This is a genomic window from Pontivivens nitratireducens (assembly GCF_011290545.1).
Classification (GTDB): domain Bacteria; phylum Pseudomonadota; class Alphaproteobacteria; order Rhodobacterales; family Rhodobacteraceae; genus Pontivivens; species Pontivivens nitratireducens.
Map to the genome: position 1 here is coordinate 1,144,141 of NZ_CP049811.1, position 21,673 is coordinate 1,165,813.

A 21,673-nucleotide genomic window follows, 5' to 3' on the forward strand; every position below is an offset into this window, starting at 1 on the left:
AATGAACCGATGCAGAGCAGAAACCGTATTCTGGACGATGTGAGCCAGTTGATGACCAACGCGATGGGCGTGGCGCAGGGCGCCCGTTCCGAGGCAGAGAATGCCGTGAAGAACCTGATGGACCGCTGGCTGGCCGATCGTGATTTCGTCACGCGTGAGGAATTCGACGCCGTTCGCGCCATGGCGCAAAAGGCCCGCGAGGAGAACGCATCCCTCGAAGCGCGGATCGTGGCGCTCGAAGCGAAGCATTCGGGGTAATCCTTTACGGCCTTCCCTCCTCGCTTGGACCGATGTGAGGAGGGAAGGTCATGGCCGGTTAAAGTGGGCCAGTTAAAATGACATGGCGACAGGGCTGCGAGCGAGGCCCGCGTCATGGCTTTAAGCAACGGTCAGGTGCGCACGTCCGGTGCGTCGCGGCCCGTGGCGGCCCGAATGCCCGCAATGGCCTCCGCCGCGTCGGTCACGTCTGACAGCGCCTCCTGCGGATCGCGGTCGAATTTCGTGGGGTCTTCCTCCACCTTTTCCAGATAGACCCGCAGGGTCGCACCCACCGTTCCGGTGCCCGACAGCCGCATCACGATGCGCGCGCCCTGGCTCAGCACGATACGAATGCCCTGATGCGCGGCGACCGAACCGTCCACCGGATCGGTATAGGAAAAATCGTCCGCCTCGATCACGCGAAGCGCTCCGAATTCGGTGCCGGGCAGACTGTCCAGCCGCCCGCGCAGATCGTCGATCATCGCCTCCGCCGCGCCGGCATTTACCCCCTCGTAATCGTGGCGGGAGTAGTAATTGCGCCCGTAGGTCGCCCAATGATCGTGCAGGATGTCGGCCACGCTCTGCCCGCGCACGGCCAGAATGTTGAGCCACAGCAGGACCGCCCATAATCCGTCCTTCTCACGTACGTGATCGGAGCCGGTTCCGGCACTTTCCTCACCGCACAGGGTCGCCTGACCATCGTCGAGAAGGTTGCCAAAGAATTTCCAGCCGGTCGGAGTCTCGAATGCGGGGATGCCCAGCTTTTCGGCCACCCGGTCCGCCGCGCGGCTGGTCGGCATGGATCGCGCCACCCCCATCAGGCCGTCGGCATAGCCCGGTGCCAGATGCGCGTTGGCCGCCAGCACGGCCAGGCTGTCGGACGGGGTCACATAGATGCCGCGCCCCACGATCATGTTCCGATCGCCATCGCCATCCGATGCCGCGCCGAAATCCGGCGCGTCCTGCCCCATCATGCGGTTCATCAATTCATGCGCCCAGACCGGGTTCGGGTCGGGATGGCCGCCGCCGAAATCGGGCGAGGGGGTGCCGTTGACCACAGTGCCGGCGGGTGCACCCAGCTGGGCCTCCAGAATCTCGTGCGCATAGGGGCCGGTGATGGCATGCATGGCGTCAAAGCTCATGGTGAAGCCGGATGCGAACAACTGTCGGATCGCGTCGAAGTCGAAGAGGAAGGACATCAGCGCCGCGTAATCCGCAACCGGGTGCACGACCTCGACCGACATCCCGCCCAGCGTGCTGTGCCCGATGGTGCCCAGATCCAGATCCTGCGTTTCGACGATGTGATATTCCGTCAGGCTCTGTGTGCGTTCGAAGATCGCCTGCGTGACGGATTCCGGCGCGGGGCCGCCGTTCGCCGTATTGTACTTGATCCCGAAATCCTCATCTATCCCGCCGGGATTGTGAGAGGCCGAGAGGATCAGACCGCCATCCGCGCCACGCACGCGGATCAGGTTCGAGGCAGCGGGCGTGGACAGCAGCCCCCCCATGCCGACGATACAGCGTTCGGCCCCATTGGCCGCAGCCATACGCAGGATCACCTGAATGGCTTCCTCGTTGAAATAGCGCCCGTCGCCGCCGATCACGAAGGTCTTGCCGCTGGCCCCGCCAATCGCATCGAAGGTCGATTGGATGAAGTTCTCCACGTAATGCGGGGTCATGAAAACCTTGGTTTTCTTGCGCAATCCCGACGTTCCCGGCTTTTGTCCGCCGATAGGTCTGGTTTCATGCGTAGCGGCCTGCATATGTATCTCCCCACGTTTGCGCAAAACAGTGCTGTAAACCGGGTTTAACCGCAAGGCCGCCCGGGTGCATTCCGCGAATCCAGCATGGTTTTCCTGCAATGTGCACTGCGGCGGGCCGGGTGGGGGTGCCCTCAAGTGCATTCCGCTGACCTTGCTCTCGATCCGGTGGCGTTCTATTCCTGAGCAGTGAAGTCGGGATTGAGGGTCTTGTGAGCGAGAACGGCATAAGCAGACTGGGCTGGATCGTGACCGCGCTGTGCGTGTTGCCGATGTGTGCCGCTATCGTGGCGGCGCTGCTGGGCGATTTGCAGACTTGGGAAATGCTGGCCGAGACCGTGTTGCCGCGATACATCCGCACCACGCTGATCCTGGTCCTGTGCGTCGCTGCCGGAACGGCGGTGGTGGGGACCGGCGCGGCGTGGCTGGTCACACTCTACGATTTTCCGGGCCGACGTTTGGTTGAGGTGGCACTGGCGGTGCCGTTGGCCTTTCCGGCCTATGTGCTGGCTTATGCCTATACCACGCTGCTGGATTATCCGGGTGCGGTGCAGACCGGCCTGCGCGCGCTGTTCGACTGGGGGCGGCGCGACTACTGGTTCCCCGAGGTTCGATCCACCGGCGGTGCGGCGATGATGCTGATCATCTGTCTGTATCCTTACGTCTATCTATTGGCGCGGTCCGCCTTCAGGCAGCAATCGGCCAGTGCCTATCTGGCGGCGCGCACCTTGGGTCAGACCCCGTGGCAGGCGTTTCGCCGCGTCTGCCTGCCGATCGCACGGCCCGCCATCGCCGGCGGCGTTGCCCTGACGGTGATGGAGACGATCGCGGATTACGGTACGGTCAGCTATTTCGGGGTGCAGACCTTCTCCACCGGGATTTATCAGGCGTGGTTTTCCATGGGCGATAGGGCGGCGGCCGCGCAACTGGCGCTGTGCCTGCTTGGCTTCGCCCTGCTGCTGGCAACGCTGGAGCGTATCCAGCGCGGGCGGGCGCGGGCGCATATGCGCGGTGTCTCGGGGCAACTGTCCGCGATGGATGCGACACGGCTGTCAGGTGTGCGGGCACTGCTTGCCTTCACGGCCTGTGCGATCCCGGTCATGGTCGGCTTTGTCATTCCCATCATCATGCTGGGCCTGATGGCGCTGAAAGCGGATCAGAGCCTGCTCGACCCGCGCTATCGCGCCTTCATGGCGAACTCACTGACGCTGGCGGGCATCGCTGCGGTGCTGACGGTAGCGGCCGCGACGCTTCTGGCCTTCGCCGCGCGCCTGCGACCGGGGCGCAGGACGACGGCGATGCTGTTGCTGGCCGGTCTGGGATATGCCGTGCCGGGCGGTGTGATCGCGGTGGGTCTGCTGGTGCCCTTCGCCCATCTGGATAACGCCATCGACGCAGTGATGGAGGCACGGTTCAACATCGACACTGGGCTGCTGTTCACCGGTTCGATCTGGCTGCTGGTGGTGGCCTATATGTCCCGCTTCATCGCGGCGGCCCTGTCGGCCATCGACGCGGGCATGGGCACCGTCGCGCCGAACGTCGATGCGGTGGCGCGCACGCTGGGCCTGTCGCCGGGGCGGGTGCTGACGGGGGTGCATTTCCCCATCCTGCGCGGCACGATGATGACCGCGCTGCTGATCGTGTTCGTCGATGTGATGAAGGAGCTTCCGGCCACCCTGATCATGCGCCCGTTCAACTACGACACGCTGGCGGTGCAGGCGCACCGGCTGGCGGCAGACGAACGGCTGACGCAGGCGGCGGTTCCCAGCCTGGTGATCGTGGCGTTCGGATTGTTGCCTGTGATCCTGGTCTGTCGCTCGATAGGGGAGCGTCGAACCGCCCGCCCGCGCCGCCGCCCAGACGCCGCGCAGGCCGAGGGTGTGCTGTAACCATGAGGGTGTGCTGTAGCGATACTGGCGCTCAGCCTCAATAATGCGGGGGCCGTTGATCCGACAGGGGCAGACCGCTGGCCTGATCCGCCTCCTGCTCCGCTGCGCGGGTCATCAGCATGTTGACGCGACGCTCCAGCAACTCGATCCGATTCGCCTGATCGGTGACGACCTCGTTGAGATCCTCGACCACGCGCAAGGCCTCGGCCAGGGCTTCCTGCATTCGGACCGTATCGCTCATACCGGATTGGGCACCTGACGCCCCGCCACGAATGCCTCGACATTATCCAGCGCCATGTTTCCCATCGCTTCACGTACCTCCAATGTGGCTGAGCCCAGATGCGGCAGCAGCACGGCGTTGTCCAGTGCGCGCAGACGGGCAGGGACGGCAGGCTCGGCCTCGTACACGTCCAGACCGGCGGCGTAGATCGCGCCGGACTCCAAGGCTTCGATCAGCGCGCCCTCATCCACCACATCCCCGCGTGAAGTGTTGATCAGAACTCCCGTGGGTTTCATCGCGGCGATCGCGGCGGCACCAAACAGATGCCGGGTATCCGCGCCGCCGGGAGCATGGATTGCCACCACATCGGCCTGTGCGGCCAAATCCTCGACCGTGTCGAGCCGTTGCGCCGGAAAATTCAAATCCTTGGCCGAGCGATTGTAATACAGGATTTGCATTCCAAAGCCGTGATGCGCCCTGCGCGCCATTGCCTGACCGATCCGGCCCATGCCGACGATGCCCAGTGTCCGCCCGGTGACGGTTTGGCCCAGCATCTGCGTTGGCGTCCAGCCGGGCCACGCATCCGCGCGGACCATCCGCTCCCCCTCACCGGCGCGGCGCAGGGCCATCAGCATCAGCGCCATCGCCAGATCGGCGGTCGCATCGGTCAGAACGCCGGGGGTGTTGGTCACGGTGATGCCCGCAGCCTGTGCGGCATCGGCGTCGATATGGTTGTAGCCGACGCCGAAATTCGCGATCAGGCGGCAGCGCGGATCACCGGCGAACATATCCGCCGAAAACCTGTCGCCCAGCGTGCACACCACGGCGTCATAATCGCGCAGCAGGGCGGCACGGTCCGTGTCATTCAGAGCTGTATCGCTGTCGTGCAGCTCCGCGCCCATGCCGCGCGCGCGGGCCATGACGCTGTCGGGCAGTCGCCGGGTCACGAAGATCTTCATCAGTGCATCCGTCCCCCGACGGGCACGGGACCGTCCGGTCCGACCAAGACAATCTCACCCGATGCGTCGGGCAGGCCCAGCACCAGGACCTCTGACATGAACGGTCCGATCTGGCGCGGCGGGAAGTTTACGACCGCCATCACTTGCTTGCCGACCAGGACGGTCGGATCGTAATGCGCCGTGATCTGGGCGGAGCTCTTGCGCTCACCTATCTCGCCGCCGAAGTCGATCCACAGCTTGATCGCGGGCTTGCGCGCCTCGGCAAAGATTTCCGCGCGGAGGATTTCCCCCACGCGGACATCGACTTTCATGAAGTCGTCGAAGCTGATCTCGTCGCTCACTTCGGCTTCGCCATCTGTTCCAGCTCCGCGATGGAATCGCGCATACGGGCGGATACGATTTCCCAGGCGCGCGCGTTGGCCTTTTGGGCCTCGGTCGCCAGTTCGGTGCTGAGATCCATTGCCTTTTGCACGCCAGCGGCCATGACCTCCTGCGCCTTGGCCGGATCGCGGGCGGCCTCGGCCGAGGTCTTGGCCTCGCTCATCATGGTTTTCATCATCTCGACCTGCTTGCTGAACAGATCCTTGTACGCCTCGGACGCGGCGGAGTTTGCGGCCTGAAACGCCTCCATGTTGCGGTTCTGCATGTCGCTGAGCGCAGCAGGATCGAAGCCCTGCATCTTGGGCATCATGTCCGCGAAGGGCATTTGCTGCATCATCTTCATCATCGCTTCGGGGTCGAAGGGGTTGAAGCTCTTGTCCATCGTCATTCTCCCAGTTCGCGCGAGCGGTCCGCCGCGGCGTTGACGGCCCGGCGCATCAGTTGCGCCAGACCGGTTTGGTCATCCATCAGGACCGCCAGCGCCGCCGCGGTGGTGCCCCCCTTGGATGTTACGTTGACGCGCAGTCGCTCAGGCGTCTCGTCCGCCTGCTCGGCCAATACGCCGGCACCTGCGACAGTCGCGCGGGCCAGGGTCATTGCCAGTTCGGGGTCCAGTCCCTGTGCCTCACCCGCGGCGGCCATCGCCTCGATCATATGGAACACATAGGCCGGACCGGAGCCGGAAACAGCCGTCACCGCATCCATTTGCGCTTCGTCCTCGATCCGCACGGTCTGACCGACGGCCTGCAACAGCTCCTCCGCCAGATCCAGCGCTTCGGCCCCGGCGGCGCCATTGCCTACGATCGCGGTGATGCCGCGCCCGACGGCGGCGGGTGTGTTGGGCATGGCGCGCACGATGGCGGCCTTGTCTCCCAGCACCCGCTCGAAATAGGCCAGCGTCGATCCCGCCGCGATGGACAGGAATATCGTGCCCCCCTGCGCCAGATCGCTGATCTGCGGCAGCGCGTCCGTCATCATCTGCGGCTTGACCGCCAGAATGCAGATCGCGGGATCCTTGGGGGGCGCCTCGTTCAGCCGCAACCCCTGTTGCGCCAGTGATTCGAGCCGGTCCGACGGATAGGGATCTATGACGGATATCGAGGAGGGCGCGACGCCGCGCGCCAGCCAGCCCTCCAGCATCGCGGATCCCATTTTTCCACAGCCGAGCAGGACAAGGCCCTGACGGTCAATTCTCTCCAGCGACATGGAGCCTCCGCAAACGTTTAAGGTCAGGCCCGACCATACGCCTGTGACATCGCGATTCCCAGAGCCTGCTGCGGACAGGCACCATCCTCCAGACTGATCTGGAACGCGGGATAATACCGTTCACATGCCTCGATCGCGGCGGCGATCATGTCGTCGATCTGGGTTCCGCTGGCGCTGGCATCGCCGGCCAGGTTCAGCCCGTAGCGAAACACGATCATGTTGTGTTCGGGCCAGGTGGTGAAACTGCCGGACCACAGGGTGTCGTTCGCCCCGTCGATCACCTCCAGCACGGCGGGGCGTCGCTCGGCGGGGACATCCAGCTCGAACGTGCAGACCAGGCGCAGCGTCTCGTCATGGGGGGACCAGGCGAGGCTCAGCGAATAGGTCTGCCAGCTTCCCTCGATGCCCATCGCGATCTGGTTGTCCGCAACGCGATCGAAGTCCCACGCATGATGCGAGGCGAGTGTTTCCACGATGTCGATCGGGTCTGCGTCCTCTGCCGTGAGGTAATGTTCCAGCGTGTCCATGCCGCGCTCCTTTTTGGTGCGCCCCGGCAGGATGGCCCGCTAGGGCTGGTCAGATCGTCGATATGGGCGCGTGGGATGCACGTGCCCTACCAGATATCGTGGTTGCAGATAGCGGCTGTGTAAAGCGTCAATTCACGACAGTCCGGTGACAGGATCGCTGATGCGATGTGTCCGGTGTCATGTCTATGAGAGGAAGTGGTACGCCCTACGGGACTCGAACCCGTGTTTTCGCCGTGAAAGGGCGACGTCCTAGACCACTAGACGAAGGGCGCATTCAGTGGCGAGTGGTCGTCGTCGCCGCGCTGTGAGGGGTTACTAGAAGAATCGTTTCAGGGGTGCAAGAGGCAAATTTCCGCTTTTTGCAGCGCGTTTACACCTGCGCGCGTATTCGCAGGATCGTTCGCTCATGCGTGCTGCCGGAAACCCGGTTTGTCCGCTATGCGCACGGTTGCGCCTGTTAAGGGTTCCACCGCGACGCGCGTCGGCTTAGGACAACGGCAGGATCAATTTCGGTTCCGCGCTTTGCCGCGTCGTTTCGCGACAGTGATGGGCGGGAGCGAACCCGCATAGATGCACGATACCATCGAGGAGACGACAATGCCCAATTCCGTACGCGACGCAGGCTTCTTCACCCAACCCCTGGCCGAGCGCGACCCCCAGCTTTATGGCTCCATGACTGATGAGTTGACGCGCCAGCGCGACGAGATCGAGCTGATCGCGTCCGAGAACATCGTCAGCCTCGCCGTGATGCAGGCGCAGGGCTCCGTCCTGACCAACAAATACGCCGAAGGTTATCCCGGCCGCCGCTATTACGGCGGATGTCAGCATGTGGACGTGGCCGAGAATCTGGCCATCGACCGCGCCAAGCAGCTTTTCGGCTGTGATTTCGCCAATGTGCAGCCCAATTCCGGCTCGCAGGCCAATCAGGGCGTGTTCACCGCGCTGCTGAAGCCGGGCGACACGATTCTGGGGATGAGCCTGGATGCAGGCGGCCACCTGACCCACGGGGCGAAGCCGAACCAGTCGGGCAAGTGGTTCAACGCCGTACAATATGGTGTGCGCCGTCAGGACAGCCTGCTCGACTATGAGGAGGTTCAGCGCCTTGCCACGGAACATCAGCCCAAGATGATCATCGCCGGCGGCTCCGCCATTCCGCGCCAGGTCGATTTCGCCAAAATGCGTGAGATTGCCGATTCCGTCGGTGCCTACCTGCTGGTGGACATGGCGCATTTCGCCGGGCTGGTCGCCGCAGGCCACCATCCCTCGCCGTTCCCGCACGCCCATGTTGCGACCACCACGACGCACAAGACCCTGCGCGGCCCGCGCGGCGGCATGATCCTCACGAATGATGAGGCCATTGCCAAGAAGGTGAACTCCGCCATCTTCCCCGGCATCCAGGGCGGCCCCCTGATGCATGTCATCGCTGCGAAGGCTGTGGCCTTCGGTGAGGCGCTGCGCCCCGAATTCAAGACCTATCAGGCGCAGGTGATCGCCAATGCGCAAAAGCTGGCGGACACGCTGATGAAGGGCGGGATCGACATCGTGACCGGCGGCACCGACACCCATCTGGTGCTGGTCGATTTGCGCCCCAAGGGCGTGAAGGGCAACGCCACGGAGCAGGCGCTGGGCCGTGCCCATATCACCTGCAACAAGAACGGCATCCCCTTCGATCCGGAAAAGCCAATGGTGACCTCGGGCATCCGCCTCGGCACGCCCGCAGGTACGACCCGTGGATTTGGTGAGGCGGAATTCGAGCAGATCGGCAAGCTGATCGTGGAGGTCGTCGATGGCCTGGCCGCGAATGGCGAGGACGGCAACGCCGAGGTCGAAGCCTCCGTCCGCGCGCGGGTAAAGGACCTGTGCGATCGCTTCCCGATCTACCCCGAGCTATAAGTTTGACGATCGAGGGCGGCCCCCAGTTGGTCGCCCTCCACCCACCCTCTCTCCTGAAAATCTGAAACACCTGTCTTCATCGGCCTCACGCCAAGGGAGGCTCCTCACGTTTTCCGCACAGTGGAAACGCGCGCGGAATAGGGGAACTCCTTGCGCGTCAGATGGTTAACGACTTGTTCAAGTATTTTTATTCAGCGTTTCAAGGAGCCCCCCATGCGTGGCGTAACCTATCACGGTACCGGAGATTTTCGCGTCGATACCCATCCCGATCCCATCATCGGTCATGAGCGCGATGCCATCATCCGCGTGACCTCCACCGCGATCTGTGGGTCCGATTTGCATATGTTCGACGGCTTCATGCCAGAGATGAAAACCGGCGACATCATTGGCCATGAATTCATGGGCGTGATCGAGGATGTCGGTTCCGGCGTTGGCAACCTCAAGAAAGGCGACCGTGTCGTGGTGCCGTTCACCATCAATTGTGGCCACTGCCATTGGTGCCAGAACAAGCAATTCGCGCTCTGCGATGAATCCAACCCCGATGCCGAAAAGCTGGCCGCGATCACTGGGCAGGCGGCCGCAGGTCTGTTCGGCTTCTCGCACCTTTACGGCGGCTACGATGGCGGTCAGGCGGAATATGTCCGCATCCCGTTTGCGGACGCCACCCACCTGAAAGTGCCGGACGGCTTGACTGACGAGCAGGTCCTGTTCCTCTCCGATATCTTTCCCACCGGCTGGCAGGCGGCTATGAACGCAGAGGTCAAACCGGGCAGCACCGTCGCAATCTGGGGCGCTGGTCCTGTCGGCCTGTTCGCCCTGAAATCCTGCCTGCTGCTGGGTGCCGAGCGTGTCTTCGTGATCGACAACGTGCCGGAGCGTCTGGCAATGGCCAAGGCTCATGGTGCCGAGATCATCGATCATTCGCAGGTCAAACCCTATGATGCCCTGATGGAGCTGACCAACGGCATGCTTCCCGAAAAGACCATCGACGCGGTCGGGCTGGAGGCGCACGGCACTGGCGTGATCGACACCATCTACGACAAGGTGAAGACCGCGACGATGCAGGAGACCGGTCGTCCGCACGTTCTGCGTGAAGCCATCATGTGTACGCAAAAGGGCGGCATCCTGTCGATCCCCGGCGTCTATGCCGCGATCGTGGACAAGTTCCCCATCGGCGCCGCCTTCGCCAAGGGGCTGACCTTCCGCATGGGCCAGACCCATGTCATGCAGCACGCCCCCACGCTGTTGGAGCACATTCAAGAGGGCCGCATCGACCCCACCTTCCTGATTACCCATCGCGGCAAGCTGGAGGACGCGCCGGACCTCTACGAGACGTTCCGAGATAAGAAAGACGACTGCGTCAAGGTTGTCCTGACCCCATAACGACCCTGACCATAACGAATAAGCGGTGGCCCCTTCCGAGGGACCGCCCCCACTTTGCTCTAGAAATATCCAAATCCACCGTCGCCGCGCTTACTTCCACTTGCGAAGGCTTTTCGACGGGTTCACGGCTCCCCAGCTTGCTTTGAGCGGTACACCGCCTGCGCTCCGGCCTTGTGCCCGCCAGCTTGCGCAGACAGACTCGGACCCTTCTCAGTATTATATCCACCCGCGATGGGCGCAATTCGACTTGCATCCGTGCAAAGCTCTCCTGCTCCTTTTTGTATTCAGTGCACGGCTGATCCGGGATAGTCAGGGGACGAATGACCGGCATCATGGCGGCTCTCCTTTTCGATCTGCTTCAAAGGTAGCCAGCCGACCGCGTGGCGCTCAGCCCCTGAAACCGGATGTGGATTTGCAGAAATGAAAACCGCCCCCGACTGGAACGACCTCGCCTATTTCGCCGCCATCGCGCGCACCGGCGGTCTGTCGCGTGCGGCAGTCGAACTGGGTGTCAGCCCCGCGACACTCAGCCGTCGGATGAAGTTGTTCGAGGCAGAGCTGTCGCGCAGATTGTTCGTTCATGGCGCGGCGGGCTATACCCTGACCGCTGATGGTCAGGTCCTGTTCGAGCGGACCCGTACGATGGAGGACGCGGCCCGTCAGATTGCCCTGTGGCGCGATGCAGGCGCCGGCCGGGTCTGCGTCCGCATCTCCGCCGGAACATGGACGGCGCAGGATCTGGCCGAGAACCTGTCCGAGTACTGGACGGCATCAGCGCCCTGGCTGCCCGAATTCATGTATTGCGACCTAGATCTGGATATCGCGCGGCGCGAGGTCGATATTGGCATTCGCAACCGGCGTCCCGAACAGCCGTGGGTCGCGCGACGTCAAATCGGTTGGGTGGATTATGCTGTCTACGCTGCGAACGCCGATGTGCAAGGCTGGATCGGCGCGTCATGGAACGCGCCGATCACCCCCTCGATGCGCTGGGTGCTGGATCGTTACGGCGATGCAGTGACGGCGAAGGCCAACACGCCGCATCTGGCCGCGACGCTGGCCCGCGCCGGGATCGGGCGAATCGTCCTGCCGACCTTCGTGGGCGGGCGCATGGAGGGGCTCACCTGCCTGTCGGAGCCGATTGTCGATCTGCGCAGCGAACAATGGCTCGTCTCGCATCATGAGGCCCGCAACGAGGCCCCGATCCGCGCCGCGCTCGACGCCATCACGGATTATCTGAAGCGCAGGCCCTAGTACTGGCCTGACTTTGCTCTAGAAACATCCGAATCCTAGGCTGTGCTTACTTCCGCTTGCGAAGGCTTTTCGACGGGTTCGCGGCGCGCTTGTACGGCTCGCCAGCCTGTTTTGCACGCTGCACCGCCTGCGGTTCGGCTTTGATGCCCAACTGGTCGCGCAGGATCTTGCCGCGAATCTCCTCGACCTCGCCGTCCTTCATTTCACCCAGTTGAAATGGGCCGTAGCTGACGCGGATCAGGCGGTTCACGTCCAGTCCGACCTCGTTGAGCGCGCGGCGAATCTCGCGGTTCTTGCCTTCCTTCAGTCCGATGGTCAGCCAGCAATTCGCACCCTGAACCCGGTCGATGCTGATCGACATCGGGCGGAATTTCTCACCGTCGATCACGATGCCGCGTTCCAGCGGTTTCAAGGTCTGCTCCGTCGGGTTTCCCTTGGCGCGCACCCGGTACTTGCGCGTCCACCCGGTCGAGGGCAATTCCAGCTTGCGCTTCAACTCGCCGTCATTCGTCAGCAGCAGCAGACCTTCGGAGTTCAGGTCGAGCCGTCCGACGCTGAGCACGCGTGGCAGATCCTCGGGCAGGCGATCAAACACGGTCGGGCGGCCTTTTTCGTCCCGCTCAGATGTGACGAGGCCGACCGGCTTGTAATAGCGCCACATCCGCGGCGCCTCCGCTGCGGCCAGCGGGATGCCGTCCACCTCGATCCGGTCCGCGGCGGTGACGTTCAGCGCGGGGCTGTCGATGCTCTTGCCGTTCACGCGCACGCGCCCCTCACCGATCAGGCGCTCGGCCTCGCGGCGGGAGGCGCGACCGGCGCGCGCCATGCGTTTGGCGATCCGCTCGCCCTGAGGTGTGGTACTGGTCATCCGCTTCGCATACGCGCGGCAAGCGTTTGGCGCAATGGTGGGTGTGGGGGCAGATGCCTCCGGCGGGGATATTTGGGGAAAGTGAATGGGCTTGCACGGGGCGCCGGGGACTTGCACGCTTCGTGGGGGGCGGGCAGACAGGGGCATGACACGTTTCAACTCCCATATGGATGCAGCATTTGTCCAGGCGCAGGCCGCCGCGGCGCTGGGTGAGGTGCCGGTTGGCGCGGTCATCACGTTGAACGGACAGGTGATCGCGGCCGCAGGCAACCGGACGCGGACGCTGAACGACCCCACCGCCCATGCCGAGATTCTGGCGATCCGCGCCGCCTGTGATGTGCTGGGACAGGAGCGGCTGACGGGGGCCGATCTGCATGTGACGCTGGAACCGTGCCCGATGTGCGCCGGTGCCATCGCCGCTGCCCGCATCGCGCGGCTGTATTACGGTGCGTCCGATCCGAAATCCGGCGGGGTGGAGCAGGGGGCGCGGATCTTTGCCCATCCCCAATGTCACCACGTCCCCGAGATCTATCCCGGCATCCGCGAGGCGCAGGCCACGGAACTGCTGCGGGGGTTCTTCGCGACACGGCGCTGAGCCGCGCTCCCTTGACTTCGCAGCCCCGGCGCGGTGTATCGGCGCGGACCGTCCGCATCCAGCGCACGCCCATCCGGGAGAGATAAAATGCACGCCTATCGTAGCCATACCTGCGCCGACCTCCGCTCCACCAATGTGGGCGACGATATCCGTCTTGCGGGCTGGGTCCATCGGGTTCGCGATCACGGCGGCGTGCTGTTCATCGACCTGCGCGACCATTACGGCATGACGCAGGTTCTGGCCGACAGCGACAGCCCGGTGTTTTCCGAGTTGGAGAAGGTCCGCTCCGAATGGGTGATCCGCATTGACGGCACGGTCAAGGCGCGCGACCCCGAACTGGTGAACCCCAATATCCCGACCGGAGAGATCGAGGTCTATGTGCGCGGTCTCGAAGTGCTGGGCAAGGCGGACGAACTGCCGCTGCCGGTCTTTGGCGATCAGGACTACCCTGAGGAAACGCGCCTGAAATACCGCTTCCTCGACCTGCGGCGCCAGTCGCTGCATGACAACATCATCCTGCGGTCGGACGTGGTGAAGTCGATTCGCAAGCGGATGTGGGACATCGACTTCAACGAATTCCAGACGCCGATCATCACGGCGAGCAGCCCCGAGGGCGCGCGCGATTTCCTCGTGCCGTCGCGCCTGCATCCGGGCAAGTTCTACGCGCTGCCGCAGGCCCCGCAGCAGTTCAAGCAGCTGATCATGGTTGGCGGTTTCGACAAGTATTTCCAGATCGCGCCCTGTTTCCGCGACGAGGACCCGCGCGCCGACCGCTCCCCCACCGATTTCTACCAGCTGGACGTGGAGATGAGCTTCGTCGAGCAGGAGGACATCTTCGCCACCGTGCAGCCCGTCATCCAGGGTGTGTTTGAGGAGTTTGGCGGCGGACGCAAGGTCGACACCGACTGGCCCCGCATTCCGTATGCCGAGGCGCTGGCCAAATACGGCTCGGACAAGCCCGACCTGCGCAACCCGATCATCATGCAGGACGTGTCCGAGCATTTCGCAGGCTCCGGCTTCGCGATCTTCGCCAAATTGTTGGAGCAGGAGGGCACGCAGGTCCGCGCCATCCCCGCGCCAACGGGCGGCTCTCGCAAGTTCTGCGACCGCATGAACAAGTTCGCGCAGGAGCAGGGCCTACCCGGCATGGGTTATATCTTCTGGCGCGATCAGGGCGAAGGGATGGAGGCCGCAGGCCCCCTCGCCAAGAACATCGGGCCTGAGCGGACTGAGGCGATCCGCCAGCAACTCGGCCTTGAGGTCGGCGACGCCGCATTCTTCCTCGGCGGTAAGCCCGAGGCGTTCGAGGGCGTGGCGGGCCGCGCGCGCAACGTCATCGGCACGGAGCTTGGCCTCAGCGAGACCGACACCTTCCGCTTTGCATGGATCGTCGATTTCCCGATGTACGAGAAGACCGAGGACGGTAAGATCGACTTCTCGCACAACCCGTTCTCAATGCCGCAGGGCGGGATGGAGGCGCTGGACGGCGATCCGCTTCAGGCGCTCGGCTATCAATACGATCTGGCCTGCAACGGCTATGAACTGGTCTCGGGCGCGATCCGCAACCACAAGCCGGAGATCATGTATCGCGCGTTCGAAATCGCGGGCTATCCCAACTCCGAAGTGGACAAGCGGTTCGGTGGCATGGTCAACGCCTTCAAATATGGCGCGCCCCCCCACGGTGGCTGCGCGGCGGGTATCGACCGTATCGTGATGCTGCTGGCGGATGAGGCGAACATCCGCGAGGTCATCATGTTCCCGATGAACCAGCGCGCCGAAGACCTGATGCTGGGCGGCCCCTCGGACCCCACGAACGAACAATTGCGTGAATTGCACCTGCGGGTGGTGAAGGAAGACTGATGATGAACGATCTGCGCGCTGCGGGTTTCGACATCGAAACCCGCAACCATGCGCAGGCCATCCTCGTAGGCGATTTTCCGGAGGTGGCCGCAGATCTCTGCGAAGTTCTCTCCAGTTTTTCCATCGAGGCGCGCGAAGTCATCGGCAGCGGTGGCGGTCAGGCGAAATCCACTATGCGTTTGCGCGACGCCCTTTACGACAAGGGCTGGCCGAAACACGAATTCGTCGTGCAGACCATCGTGGACGGGGTTGAGCGCGAAGCGATCAGCCATGAGATCGACCACATCCATCATGCCGCCGCCGGGACGCTGGCCCTGGAAATCGAGTGGAACAACAAGGACCCGTTTTTCGATCGGGACCTTGAAAATTTCCAGAGATTGCATGCGCAAAGTGCGATCTCTCTCGGCATCATCATCACGCGCGGCGCGAGCCTGCAATCCTCGCTGGAGGATATCGTGGAGTGGACCCTGCGGCGCGATGGCATCCTCGACGTTTCCGAACTGGAGGATTGGGGCATGAAGGAGCGTACCGCCCGCCAAAAAAGAATGCTCGATGCCCAGCTGGAAAAGCAGGTGCCCTTTGCCAGAGCATTCGCGCGGTCATTCGTGGCGGATAAGTATGGCCAGGCGACGACACATTGGGAGAAGCTCGCCACCCGTGTCGCGCGCGGTGTGGGCAATCCATGCCCATTGGTGTTGATCGGGTTGCCGGTCGGGGTCGTTACGGATTATTCCGCCGCGACGCCGGAATGATAGGAATAGGTCTTCCAGTCCGGTTTGTAATCCGCGTCCGCCTGATTTCCCCACGTGGTCCAGCCATCGCGCACGCCGCGACTGAACAGTTCCAGATACGGACCCCATGAGCAGCTTTCGATAAGCTCGTATTGTTCGTCGGGCTTGCGGGAATGTTCACGCTTTCGGGTCTGGATCATGTTGACCTGACGGCGGCCGGCGGCCTCGGTCCGAACGTTCTTGCCGCGCGTGCCGAACAGCAAAATCTCCGTTACGTTTCGAAAGTAGAACCCGACGCCACGCCCGTCGGAGCCGCCATCCTTGCGGATTTTGTGCCAGATGATGTTCGACTTGTATTCGAAACCCCATGCGGACAGGACTTTCAGTCCGTCGGGCAGCAAGGCGTTCGGCACCCACATGTAACAATGGGCACGATCCTCCAGATGCTCCGCCACGGGCAGGGCGCAGATATCGTCGAGGGTCATGGTTGGATAGCGTGCGAGCCGTTTATGCTCCGGCGCGACCTTTCCCGTGCGATTGGTGAATCGCCAAGGGGGATCCGCCATGACGCAGCTGAACTTGCTACCGTTCAGGAACTGTCGCAAATCTTGTGAAGGGTTCGTATCCATGTCCAACATATTGCCCATCCACAGCGATATTCCAACCGAAAAGTCAGAAGAACGTTACGTGAACGAGCGTTGCGGATCCAGTATTATCTCACCTGCATCCTGACGCTCCGCCCTCGTCCAGCCAGGTTGTGATGTCGGTGAAGGTAGGCGCGGCACGCCGCAGATAGCCGTAGCGCGACATGGCGGAGATGATGTCGATATGGCCGACCCCTTCGTAGAGGCGCTCCTCCACCGGGTTGCCAGCGGCGCGCAGGGCGGCGCTCATCAGTTCGGTATCCTCGGCATGGACCGTCGTGTCGGCCAGACCGTGCAGCAGCAGGGAGGGCGGCTTCGGCCCCTGGGCGAAATTGATCGGCTGGCTGTCGTCGCGCGTGGCCTCGGGGAAGGTGACGCGGTGGGTTTCCTGTGTCAGCGGCAGGAAATCGTAGGGGCCTGAAATCCCGACAAAGCCCGCGAAATCGCAATTGCTGCGCCCCACGGCCTGCATATAGCGCGGGTCATAGGCCAGCAGTGCCGCGATGTGCGCCCCGGCGGAATGACCCATCAGGACGACAGGGCGATCACCCTGCAGAAAGTGATCCGCCGCCAGTGCCGCGTCCTCGACGAATCCCGGAAACACCGTTCCGGGGCTGAGGCGGTAATTCACGACCGCGACCGGATAGCCCGCATCCCCCAACGCGGTGCCGAGGAAGCGATAGATGTCCTTGGAACCCTCCATCCACGAACCGCCGTGCACGAACAGGATCAGCGGGGCGTCCACCCCCGCGTTCGCGGGTTCGTACAGGTCGTAGGCGTGACGTTCCAGCGGCCCATAGCTGAGGTCCCTCTGTTCGCGCACCATGTCCGAACCGGAGACGGAATTCAGAATCGTGACGGGGGAGCATCCCGCAGCGAACAGGGCGACGAAGAGGCTGGCGATGCGGCGCATGATATCTCCTGACTTTCGGATGACGGTAGCTGGTAGAGCCGTCCTGTAAAGCCGCGCAATACCGCGTCAGGTGGGGCGTGCGAGTTTGTAGACCATCTTGTCCAGACCCGTTTGCATCTTGGGTGCCATCAGTTTCAGCCCCTGCATCAACATCTTGCCCTTCATCGACGCACCTGCGAAATCCAGGACCACCGTCAGGTCGGTGCCGTCGCCCTCCTCGCTCAGTACGAATTCCAGGGTGATGACCAGCCCCTGCGCAGTTGCCTGATAGATCAGGCGGTCGGGGGCTTCGCGCACGGTGCACACCAGATCGGCCTCCACATCCGCGCCGTTCATCTGTGCCTTGACGGTCCATGCATCGGGGTCGGTGGGGATCACCTGCATGCTGTCGTTCAGGTGGGCGAGTCTGGCCGGATCGCTCAACCGGGCGTAAATGTCGGCGGGGCAATCATCCAGACGGGTTCGGGTCGTCAAGTTCATTTCAGGTCCTGTCTTCCAGCCACATATCGAGCAGATGGCGTGCAATGGCACCCCGTCGGGCTGGCATGATGTCCGGATCGCCACCGCCCATCGCACGCATGCAACGTTCGCGGCTGATCCAGATCGCATCCTCCAGCTCGACCGGGTCGAGTTTGATTTCAGTGTCCAGCGCCTCCCCCGCGCAGCCGATCATCAGCGACGCGGGAAAGGGCCAGGGTTGCGAGGCGAGATAGCGCACCGCCCCCACATTGACCGCGGTTTCCTCCATGACCTCACGTCGCACGGCGGCTTCGATGGTCTCTCCCGGCTCCATGAAACCGGCGAGGAGGGAATACATGCGCTTGGGCCATCCGGGGGAGCGGCCCAGCAACACGTCGTTACCATGGGTGATCAGCATGATGACGACCGGATCGGTGCGCGGGAAATGCAGCGCGCCGCAGGCGCCGCACATGCGCGACCACCCCCCCTTGATCGCGTCGGAGGGCTGGCCGCATTTTGCGCAAAAACGGTGCGAGTGGTGCCATTCCAGAATGCCCCGCGCCATCGCCGCGTTGCCGGCATCTGTTGGCGTGAAACGTACCATGTTGGCGCGCAGATCTCCGAAGGACGTGCCCTCCGGCAAGCCGGTGCCGTAATTTCGGGATGGATCGAGGAAAGTCGCCAGCTCCGCCGGGGCGCCCGCCGGTTCCTTCCACGTGGACAGGTCGGCGGCGAAACGTGGCGCGCCGGTCTGCGTCAAACCCAGAAAGATCGGCTTTTCCCGTCCATGATCCAGAACGGCATGATCGCTGGGCAGCCAGATCAGGTCCGGCTGCGGACCATCGCTGAGCAGCGGTTTCCCGCGCCAGACCGCCATCACACCCGCCTCGGGATGCGCCCAGGCGGCGGACAGGCCCGCCTCGTCCTCACGGATATGCGCGGCCCGGTCTATGTCCGCCCCGCCGAATGTCACCTGCTCGTCCATCACGCTCCGCCTTCGTGGTTTCGCTTCGCAGCTAACACGCACGGGGGCAGGGGGCAAAGGGGAAGGGGGCGCGGAGTGTACGATCTGGCCCTGCTGTCCCCCCATGCCTGAAGGTAGGCCCCTTCCCACCGACCGCGGGACGGTCTAGATGTTCGCCAGCACAGCAAAAGGGTCGCGCATGTCATTCTTCGGTAAGCTCAAGGATCGCCTGACCAAATCCTCCAGCAAGCTGGAGCAGGGTCTGGACGCCATAGTGGAGGAGGCACCGGCCCCCGAACCGCAACCCGCCCCGACACCCGATCCGCAACCGGCCCCGGTGCCCACGGACGCGCCCGCGCCGAAACCCGGTTTTTTCGCCCGGGCGCTGGGACGCAGCGATGCGCCGCGCCGGATCCTCGACGATGCGATGCTCGAAAGCCTTGAGGAAGTGTTGATCCAGTCGGACATGGGGGTGGAAACTTCGATCAATGTCGCCGCCGCGCTGGCCGAGGGGCGCTTTGGCAAGCGGTTGTCCACGCCCGAGATCAAGGACGCGCTGGCGCAGGAAATCTCTAAGATCATCGCGCCGGTCGCCCGCCCCATGCCGCTCTACGCAAAGAAGCCGCAGGTCGTGCTGGTGGTCGGCGTCAACGGATCGGGCAAGACCACGACCATTGGCAAGTTGGCATCCCAGTTCAGGGCGGCGGACAAGTCGGTGGTGATCGCGGCCTGCGACACGTTTCGCGCCGCAGCGGTGGAGCAGTTGCAGGTCTGGGGGGATCGCGCGGGCGTTCCCGTCCTGACCGCCGCGCAGGGGTCCGATCCGGCCTCCCTCGCCTATGAGGCGATGGTCCGGGCGGAGGCGGACGGTGCCGACCTTCTGATGATCGACACGGCGGGCCGCCTGCAAAACCGCGCCGACCTGATGGAGGAACTGGCCAAGATCGTCCGTGTGATTCGCAAGAAGGACCCCGACGCGCCGCACAACACTCTGCTGGTTCTCGACGCCTCCACCGGTCAGAACGCCGTTGGTCAGGTCGAGACGTTCCGAAAGATCGCCGATGTCACGGGCCTGGTGATGACCAAGCTCGACGGCACGGCCAAGGGCGGCGTCCTGGTGGCGCTGGCCGACAGGTTCGGCCTGCCGATCCATGCGATCGGGGTGGGGGAGAATATCGAGGATCTGCAAGCGTTCGATCCGGATGATTTCGCCCGTGCCCTGACCGGCGCCGATGCTTAGACGCGACCGGTCCGTCGGTTCGGCCCCCCATCTGTCGGCGGTTCCCGCCGCGAACGTGGTGCCGGTTCCCGCCGCGAAAGCGGCGTCAGTCCTTGTTCGAGGACAGTTTCTTCTCGACCCGTGTCGTGATCTTGCTCAGCAGCCACAGCACGATCAGCGTCATGATCGTCGCCTGCAAGGCCAGCATCAGTCGCCCTGTGCCGCAGGCCAGCCCGACCGCCCCGGCCAGCCACATGCTGGCCCCGGTGGTCAGTCCCTTGACCTTGCCGCGCGAGGTGATGATCGAGCCCGCCGCCAGGAACGCGACACCTGCCGTCACCGCCTCGATCAATCGCAGGGGGTCGAACTGCACGCTCTCGCGGTCGGTCGCGCCCATCAACTCGAACGCGATCAGGGCGAACAGACAGGCCGCGAGGGTAATCATGATATGCGTCCGCAGCCCCGCCGGATGATTGTCCGCCTCACGCTCCAACCCGATCATGCCGCCGAAGATCAGCGCCGCGAACATGCGCAGCATCGCGATGGCGGGCGGAACGGCCGCATTCGGATCGACGAATTCCCCGATGATCGTATCGAGCATACGAAAGTCCCCTCAGACATTTGCAGACAGATGACAGGTAAATCGCTTCGGCGCTGCGTCTATGCGCCGCGCCCCGGAACCGCCACCCTCGCAGGTCGAATGCTTGGGAGTTTTTCTGTGCAACAACAGTGCAGCCGCATTGCCACCGCAGCGCAGCCAACCACTTTCGCGCAGGTCGCGGCCCGATGACAGACTGGATCGCGGGTATCGAAGGCACCGCCGCAGGGCATCAGATGGCGATGATCCTTGCCCTGACCTCGGCTGTTGCGCACGCCCTGTTCGGCGCATTGCAAAAGGGGCGGCACGACCCGTGGCTGACTCGTGGGGCGATTGATATATGCTACGGGCTGATGGCCCTGCCGGTCGCGCTGTTTGTGTTCCCGCTGCCTACGCCGCAATTATGGGCGGTTCTGGCAGGCGTTTTCGTGATCCATGCAGGATATAAATGGCTGCTGGCGATGGCCTATTCACGCGGCGCCTACACGGTCGTCTATCCCGTCGTGCGCGGCACTGCGCCGATCATCACGGTTGTGGCTGCGGGGGTGCTGTTTCACGAGCGGTTCACACCCTTGCAATGGGGGGGGACGGCTTTGCTGTCCCTGGCTATTTTCGGCCTCGCCGCTGTGAACCTGCGCGCCGCGACCGTGGGGCGGGCCGCGCTGGGGGCGGCGCTGGGCCTTGCCGTCGTGACGGGAATTCTGACCTCGCTCTATACCGTTTATGACGCCTTTGGCATTCGCATGGCCGAAAACGCCTTTACCTTTCTGGCGTGGTTTTTTGTCGTGGACGGGCTGGGGCTGTTTCCCTGGGTCGCGCTGGCGCGGTGGAAACGCATGGAAAACCGGCCCGCTCCCGGCCCGCTGATGCTGCGGGGGCTGGTGGGGGGATTGCTCGGCTTCGTCAGTTTCGGCGCGGTGATGCTGGCCACCCGGCTGGACAAGGTCGGTGAGGCGGCGGTACTGCGCGAGACATCGACCGTCTTCGCCGCTGCAATCGGCTGGCTTTTCCTGCGCGAATATGTAGGACCGACCCGTGCCATTCTGATGGCGCTCATCGCCGCCGGAGCGGTCCTCGTGGAAATGGGAGGCTGAC

Annotated in this window: 23 protein-coding genes and 1 tRNA gene; 10 read left to right on the forward strand and 14 right to left on the reverse strand. The window is 63.5% G+C overall.

Features of this window, described 5'->3' with window-relative positions; genetic code table 11:
* Positions 1-9: 9 nt before the first annotated feature.
* Positions 10-258, forward strand: coding sequence for an accessory factor UbiK family protein (locus G8E03_RS05585; RefSeq protein ID WP_166189574.1), 249 nt, complete (start codon positions 10-12; stop codon positions 256-258).
* A gap of 131 nt (positions 259-389) precedes the next feature.
* Here G8E03_RS05585 and G8E03_RS05590 read toward each other — a convergent pair whose 3' ends face one another.
* The gene (locus G8E03_RS05590) at positions 390-2,021 is read right to left on the reverse strand and encodes an alpha-D-glucose phosphate-specific phosphoglucomutase (protein WP_166189576.1); all 1,632 of its coding nucleotides are present in this window, start codon (positions 2,019-2,021) and stop codon (positions 390-392) included.
* Positions 2,022-2,230: 209 nt separating this feature from the next.
* Between G8E03_RS05590 and G8E03_RS05595 the strand changes: the two genes are divergently transcribed.
* On the forward strand, positions 2,231-3,907 hold the full coding sequence (locus G8E03_RS05595) for an ABC transporter permease (protein WP_430693239.1): 1,677 nt from the start codon (positions 2,231-2,233) through the stop codon (positions 3,905-3,907).
* A gap of 37 nt (positions 3,908-3,944) precedes the next feature.
* On the opposite strand, the gene G8E03_RS05600 is transcribed toward G8E03_RS05595, so the two are convergent.
* From G8E03_RS05600 to G8E03_RS05630, 7 genes are all read right to left on the reverse strand, one after another.
* Positions 3,945-4,148, reverse strand: coding sequence for a SlyX family protein (locus tag G8E03_RS05600; RefSeq protein WP_166189578.1), 204 nt, complete (start codon positions 4,146-4,148; stop codon positions 3,945-3,947).
* On the reverse strand, positions 4,145-5,086 hold the full coding sequence (locus tag G8E03_RS05605) for a 2-hydroxyacid dehydrogenase (RefSeq protein WP_166189581.1): 942 nt from the start codon (positions 5,084-5,086) through the stop codon (positions 4,145-4,147). The genes G8E03_RS05600 and G8E03_RS05605 overlap by 4 nt, the downstream gene beginning before the upstream one ends.
* Positions 5,086-5,397, reverse strand: coding sequence for a tRNA-binding protein (locus tag G8E03_RS05610; RefSeq protein WP_166193911.1), 312 nt, complete (start codon positions 5,395-5,397; stop codon positions 5,086-5,088). The genes G8E03_RS05605 and G8E03_RS05610 overlap by 1 nt, the downstream gene beginning before the upstream one ends.
* Before the next feature lie 26 nt (positions 5,398-5,423).
* The gene (locus tag G8E03_RS05615; RefSeq protein WP_166189583.1) at positions 5,424-5,849 is read right to left on the reverse strand and encodes a phasin family protein; all 426 of its coding nucleotides are present in this window, start codon (positions 5,847-5,849) and stop codon (positions 5,424-5,426) included.
* A 2-nt stretch (positions 5,850-5,851) separates the two neighbouring features.
* Complete coding sequence (gene proC / locus G8E03_RS05620) at positions 5,852-6,673, reverse strand: pyrroline-5-carboxylate reductase (RefSeq protein ID WP_166189585.1); 822 nt, start codon at positions 6,671-6,673, stop codon at positions 5,852-5,854.
* Between the two features lie 23 nt (positions 6,674-6,696).
* Positions 6,697-7,200: a type III secretion system chaperone family protein gene (locus G8E03_RS05625; protein WP_166189588.1), complete on the reverse strand. Its 504-nt coding sequence runs from the start codon at positions 7,198-7,200 to the stop codon at positions 6,697-6,699.
* Positions 7,201-7,396: 196 nt separating this feature from the next.
* Positions 7,397-7,472, reverse strand: a tRNA-Glu gene (locus tag G8E03_RS05630).
* Positions 7,473-7,797: 325 nt separating this feature from the next.
* Between G8E03_RS05630 and glyA the strand changes: the two genes are divergently transcribed.
* The 3 genes from glyA (at position 7,798) to G8E03_RS05645 (ending at position 11,727) form a co-directional block, all read left to right on the forward strand.
* Positions 7,798-9,093 (forward strand): serine hydroxymethyltransferase, encoded by a 1,296-nt coding sequence (gene glyA / locus G8E03_RS05635; RefSeq protein WP_166189590.1) that lies wholly within the window; start codon positions 7,798-7,800, stop codon positions 9,091-9,093.
* A 213-nt stretch (positions 9,094-9,306) separates the two neighbouring features.
* On the forward strand, positions 9,307-10,476 hold the full coding sequence (locus G8E03_RS05640; RefSeq protein WP_166189592.1) for a zinc-dependent alcohol dehydrogenase: 1,170 nt from the start codon (positions 9,307-9,309) through the stop codon (positions 10,474-10,476).
* A gap of 420 nt (positions 10,477-10,896) precedes the next feature.
* Entirely contained in the window at positions 10,897-11,727 is an 831-nt protein-coding gene (locus G8E03_RS05645; protein WP_166189594.1) for a LysR family transcriptional regulator, read from the forward strand.
* Between the two features lie 46 nt (positions 11,728-11,773).
* Here the strand turns inward: G8E03_RS05645 and G8E03_RS05650 are convergent, their stop codons facing one another.
* Positions 11,774-12,595, reverse strand: coding sequence for a pseudouridine synthase (locus G8E03_RS05650; protein ID WP_166189597.1), 822 nt, complete (start codon positions 12,593-12,595; stop codon positions 11,774-11,776).
* 145 nt (positions 12,596-12,740) lie between these two features.
* On the opposite strand from G8E03_RS05650, the gene G8E03_RS05655 reads away from it, so the two are divergent.
* From G8E03_RS05655 to G8E03_RS05665, 3 genes are all read left to right on the forward strand, one after another.
* Positions 12,741-13,190, forward strand: a complete 450-nt coding sequence (locus tag G8E03_RS05655) for a nucleoside deaminase (RefSeq protein WP_166189599.1) — start codon at positions 12,741-12,743, stop codon at positions 13,188-13,190.
* Positions 13,191-13,277: 87 nt separating this feature from the next.
* The gene (gene aspS, locus G8E03_RS05660) at positions 13,278-15,050 is read left to right on the forward strand and encodes an aspartate--tRNA ligase (protein ID WP_166189602.1); all 1,773 of its coding nucleotides are present in this window, start codon (positions 13,278-13,280) and stop codon (positions 15,048-15,050) included.
* Between the two features lie 2 nt (positions 15,051-15,052).
* Positions 15,053-15,802, forward strand: coding sequence for a BglII/BstYI family type II restriction endonuclease (locus G8E03_RS05665; RefSeq protein ID WP_347340511.1), 750 nt, complete (start codon positions 15,053-15,055; stop codon positions 15,800-15,802).
* Here G8E03_RS05665 and G8E03_RS05670 read toward each other — a convergent pair.
* From G8E03_RS05670 to nudC, 4 genes are all read right to left on the reverse strand, one after another.
* On the reverse strand, positions 15,778-16,410 hold the full coding sequence (locus G8E03_RS05670; protein ID WP_166193914.1) for an MT-A70 family methyltransferase: 633 nt from the start codon (positions 16,408-16,410) through the stop codon (positions 15,778-15,780). The two genes, G8E03_RS05665 and G8E03_RS05670, sit on opposite strands and share 25 nt — an antisense overlap.
* Positions 16,411-16,498: 88 nt before the next feature.
* Positions 16,499-17,338 (reverse strand): alpha/beta hydrolase, encoded by an 840-nt coding sequence (locus tag G8E03_RS05675; RefSeq protein WP_166189606.1) that lies wholly within the window; start codon positions 17,336-17,338, stop codon positions 16,499-16,501.
* A 66-nt stretch (positions 17,339-17,404) separates the two neighbouring features.
* Complete coding sequence (locus tag G8E03_RS05680) at positions 17,405-17,818, reverse strand: SRPBCC family protein (RefSeq protein ID WP_166189608.1); 414 nt, start codon at positions 17,816-17,818, stop codon at positions 17,405-17,407.
* Position 17,819: 1 nt separating this feature from the next.
* On the reverse strand, positions 17,820-18,782 hold the full coding sequence (nudC, locus tag G8E03_RS05685; protein WP_166189610.1) for an NAD(+) diphosphatase: 963 nt from the start codon (positions 18,780-18,782) through the stop codon (positions 17,820-17,822).
* A gap of 178 nt (positions 18,783-18,960) precedes the next feature.
* Here nudC and ftsY point away from each other — a divergent pair, with 178 nt between their 5' ends.
* Complete coding sequence (gene ftsY / locus G8E03_RS05690; protein ID WP_166189612.1) at positions 18,961-20,001, forward strand: signal recognition particle-docking protein FtsY; 1,041 nt, start codon at positions 18,961-18,963, stop codon at positions 19,999-20,001.
* Between the two features lie 85 nt (positions 20,002-20,086).
* On the opposite strand, the gene G8E03_RS05695 is transcribed toward ftsY, so the two are convergent.
* A complete protein-coding gene (locus G8E03_RS05695; protein ID WP_166189614.1) occupies positions 20,087-20,581 on the reverse strand; it encodes an MgtC/SapB family protein in 495 nt (164 codons plus the stop codon).
* Between the two features lie 185 nt (positions 20,582-20,766).
* Here G8E03_RS05695 and G8E03_RS05700 point away from each other — a divergent pair, with 185 nt between their 5' ends.
* Positions 20,767-21,672: an EamA family transporter gene (locus G8E03_RS05700; protein ID WP_166189616.1), complete on the forward strand. Its 906-nt coding sequence runs from the start codon at positions 20,767-20,769 to the stop codon at positions 21,670-21,672.
* The last annotated feature ends 1 nt before the right edge of the window (position 21,673 follow it).

Bases quoted from the DNA above. Each gene is read 5' to 3' on its own strand.
- G8E03_RS05585 (WP_166189574.1), top strand. From the start codon at position 10: ATGCAGAGCAGAAACCGTATTCTGGACGATGTGAGCCAGTTGATGACC.
- G8E03_RS05590 (WP_166189576.1), bottom strand. From the start codon at position 2,021: ATGCAGGCCGCTACGCATGAAACCAGACCTATCGGCGGACAAAAGCCG.
- G8E03_RS05600 (WP_166189578.1), bottom strand. From the start codon at position 4,148: ATGAGCGATACGGTCCGAATGCAGGAAGCCCTGGCCGAGGCCTTGCGC.
- G8E03_RS05605 (WP_166189581.1), bottom strand. From the start codon at position 5,086: ATGAAGATCTTCGTGACCCGGCGACTGCCCGACAGCGTCATGGCCCGC.
- G8E03_RS05610 (WP_166193911.1), bottom strand. From the start codon at position 5,397: ATGAAAGTCGATGTCCGCGTGGGGGAAATCCTCCGCGCGGAAATCTTT.
- G8E03_RS05615 (WP_166189583.1), bottom strand. From the start codon at position 5,849: ATGGACAAGAGCTTCAACCCCTTCGACCCCGAAGCGATGATGAAGATG.
- proC (WP_166189585.1), bottom strand. From the start codon at position 6,673: ATGTCGCTGGAGAGAATTGACCGTCAGGGCCTTGTCCTGCTCGGCTGT.
- G8E03_RS05625 (WP_166189588.1), bottom strand. From the start codon at position 7,200: ATGGACACGCTGGAACATTACCTCACGGCAGAGGACGCAGACCCGATC.
- glyA (WP_166189590.1), top strand. From the start codon at position 7,798: ATGCCCAATTCCGTACGCGACGCAGGCTTCTTCACCCAACCCCTGGCC.
- G8E03_RS05640 (WP_166189592.1), top strand. From the start codon at position 9,307: ATGCGTGGCGTAACCTATCACGGTACCGGAGATTTTCGCGTCGATACC.
- G8E03_RS05645 (WP_166189594.1), top strand. From the start codon at position 10,897: ATGAAAACCGCCCCCGACTGGAACGACCTCGCCTATTTCGCCGCCATC.
- G8E03_RS05650 (WP_166189597.1), bottom strand. From the start codon at position 12,595: ATGACCAGTACCACACCTCAGGGCGAGCGGATCGCCAAACGCATGGCG.
- G8E03_RS05655 (WP_166189599.1), top strand. From the start codon at position 12,741: ATGACACGTTTCAACTCCCATATGGATGCAGCATTTGTCCAGGCGCAG.
- aspS (WP_166189602.1), top strand. From the start codon at position 13,278: ATGCACGCCTATCGTAGCCATACCTGCGCCGACCTCCGCTCCACCAAT.
- G8E03_RS05665 (WP_347340511.1), top strand. From the start codon at position 15,053: ATGAACGATCTGCGCGCTGCGGGTTTCGACATCGAAACCCGCAACCAT.
- G8E03_RS05670 (WP_166193914.1), bottom strand. From the start codon at position 16,410: ATGGATACGAACCCTTCACAAGATTTGCGACAGTTCCTGAACGGTAGC.
- G8E03_RS05675 (WP_166189606.1), bottom strand. From the start codon at position 17,338: ATGCGCCGCATCGCCAGCCTCTTCGTCGCCCTGTTCGCTGCGGGATGC.
- G8E03_RS05680 (WP_166189608.1), bottom strand. From the start codon at position 17,818: ATGAACTTGACGACCCGAACCCGTCTGGATGATTGCCCCGCCGACATT.
- nudC (WP_166189610.1), bottom strand. From the start codon at position 18,782: ATGGACGAGCAGGTGACATTCGGCGGGGCGGACATAGACCGGGCCGCG.
- ftsY (WP_166189612.1), top strand. From the start codon at position 18,961: ATGTCATTCTTCGGTAAGCTCAAGGATCGCCTGACCAAATCCTCCAGC.
- G8E03_RS05695 (WP_166189614.1), bottom strand. From the start codon at position 20,581: ATGCTCGATACGATCATCGGGGAATTCGTCGATCCGAATGCGGCCGTT.
- G8E03_RS05700 (WP_166189616.1), top strand. From the start codon at position 20,767: ATGACAGACTGGATCGCGGGTATCGAAGGCACCGCCGCAGGGCATCAG.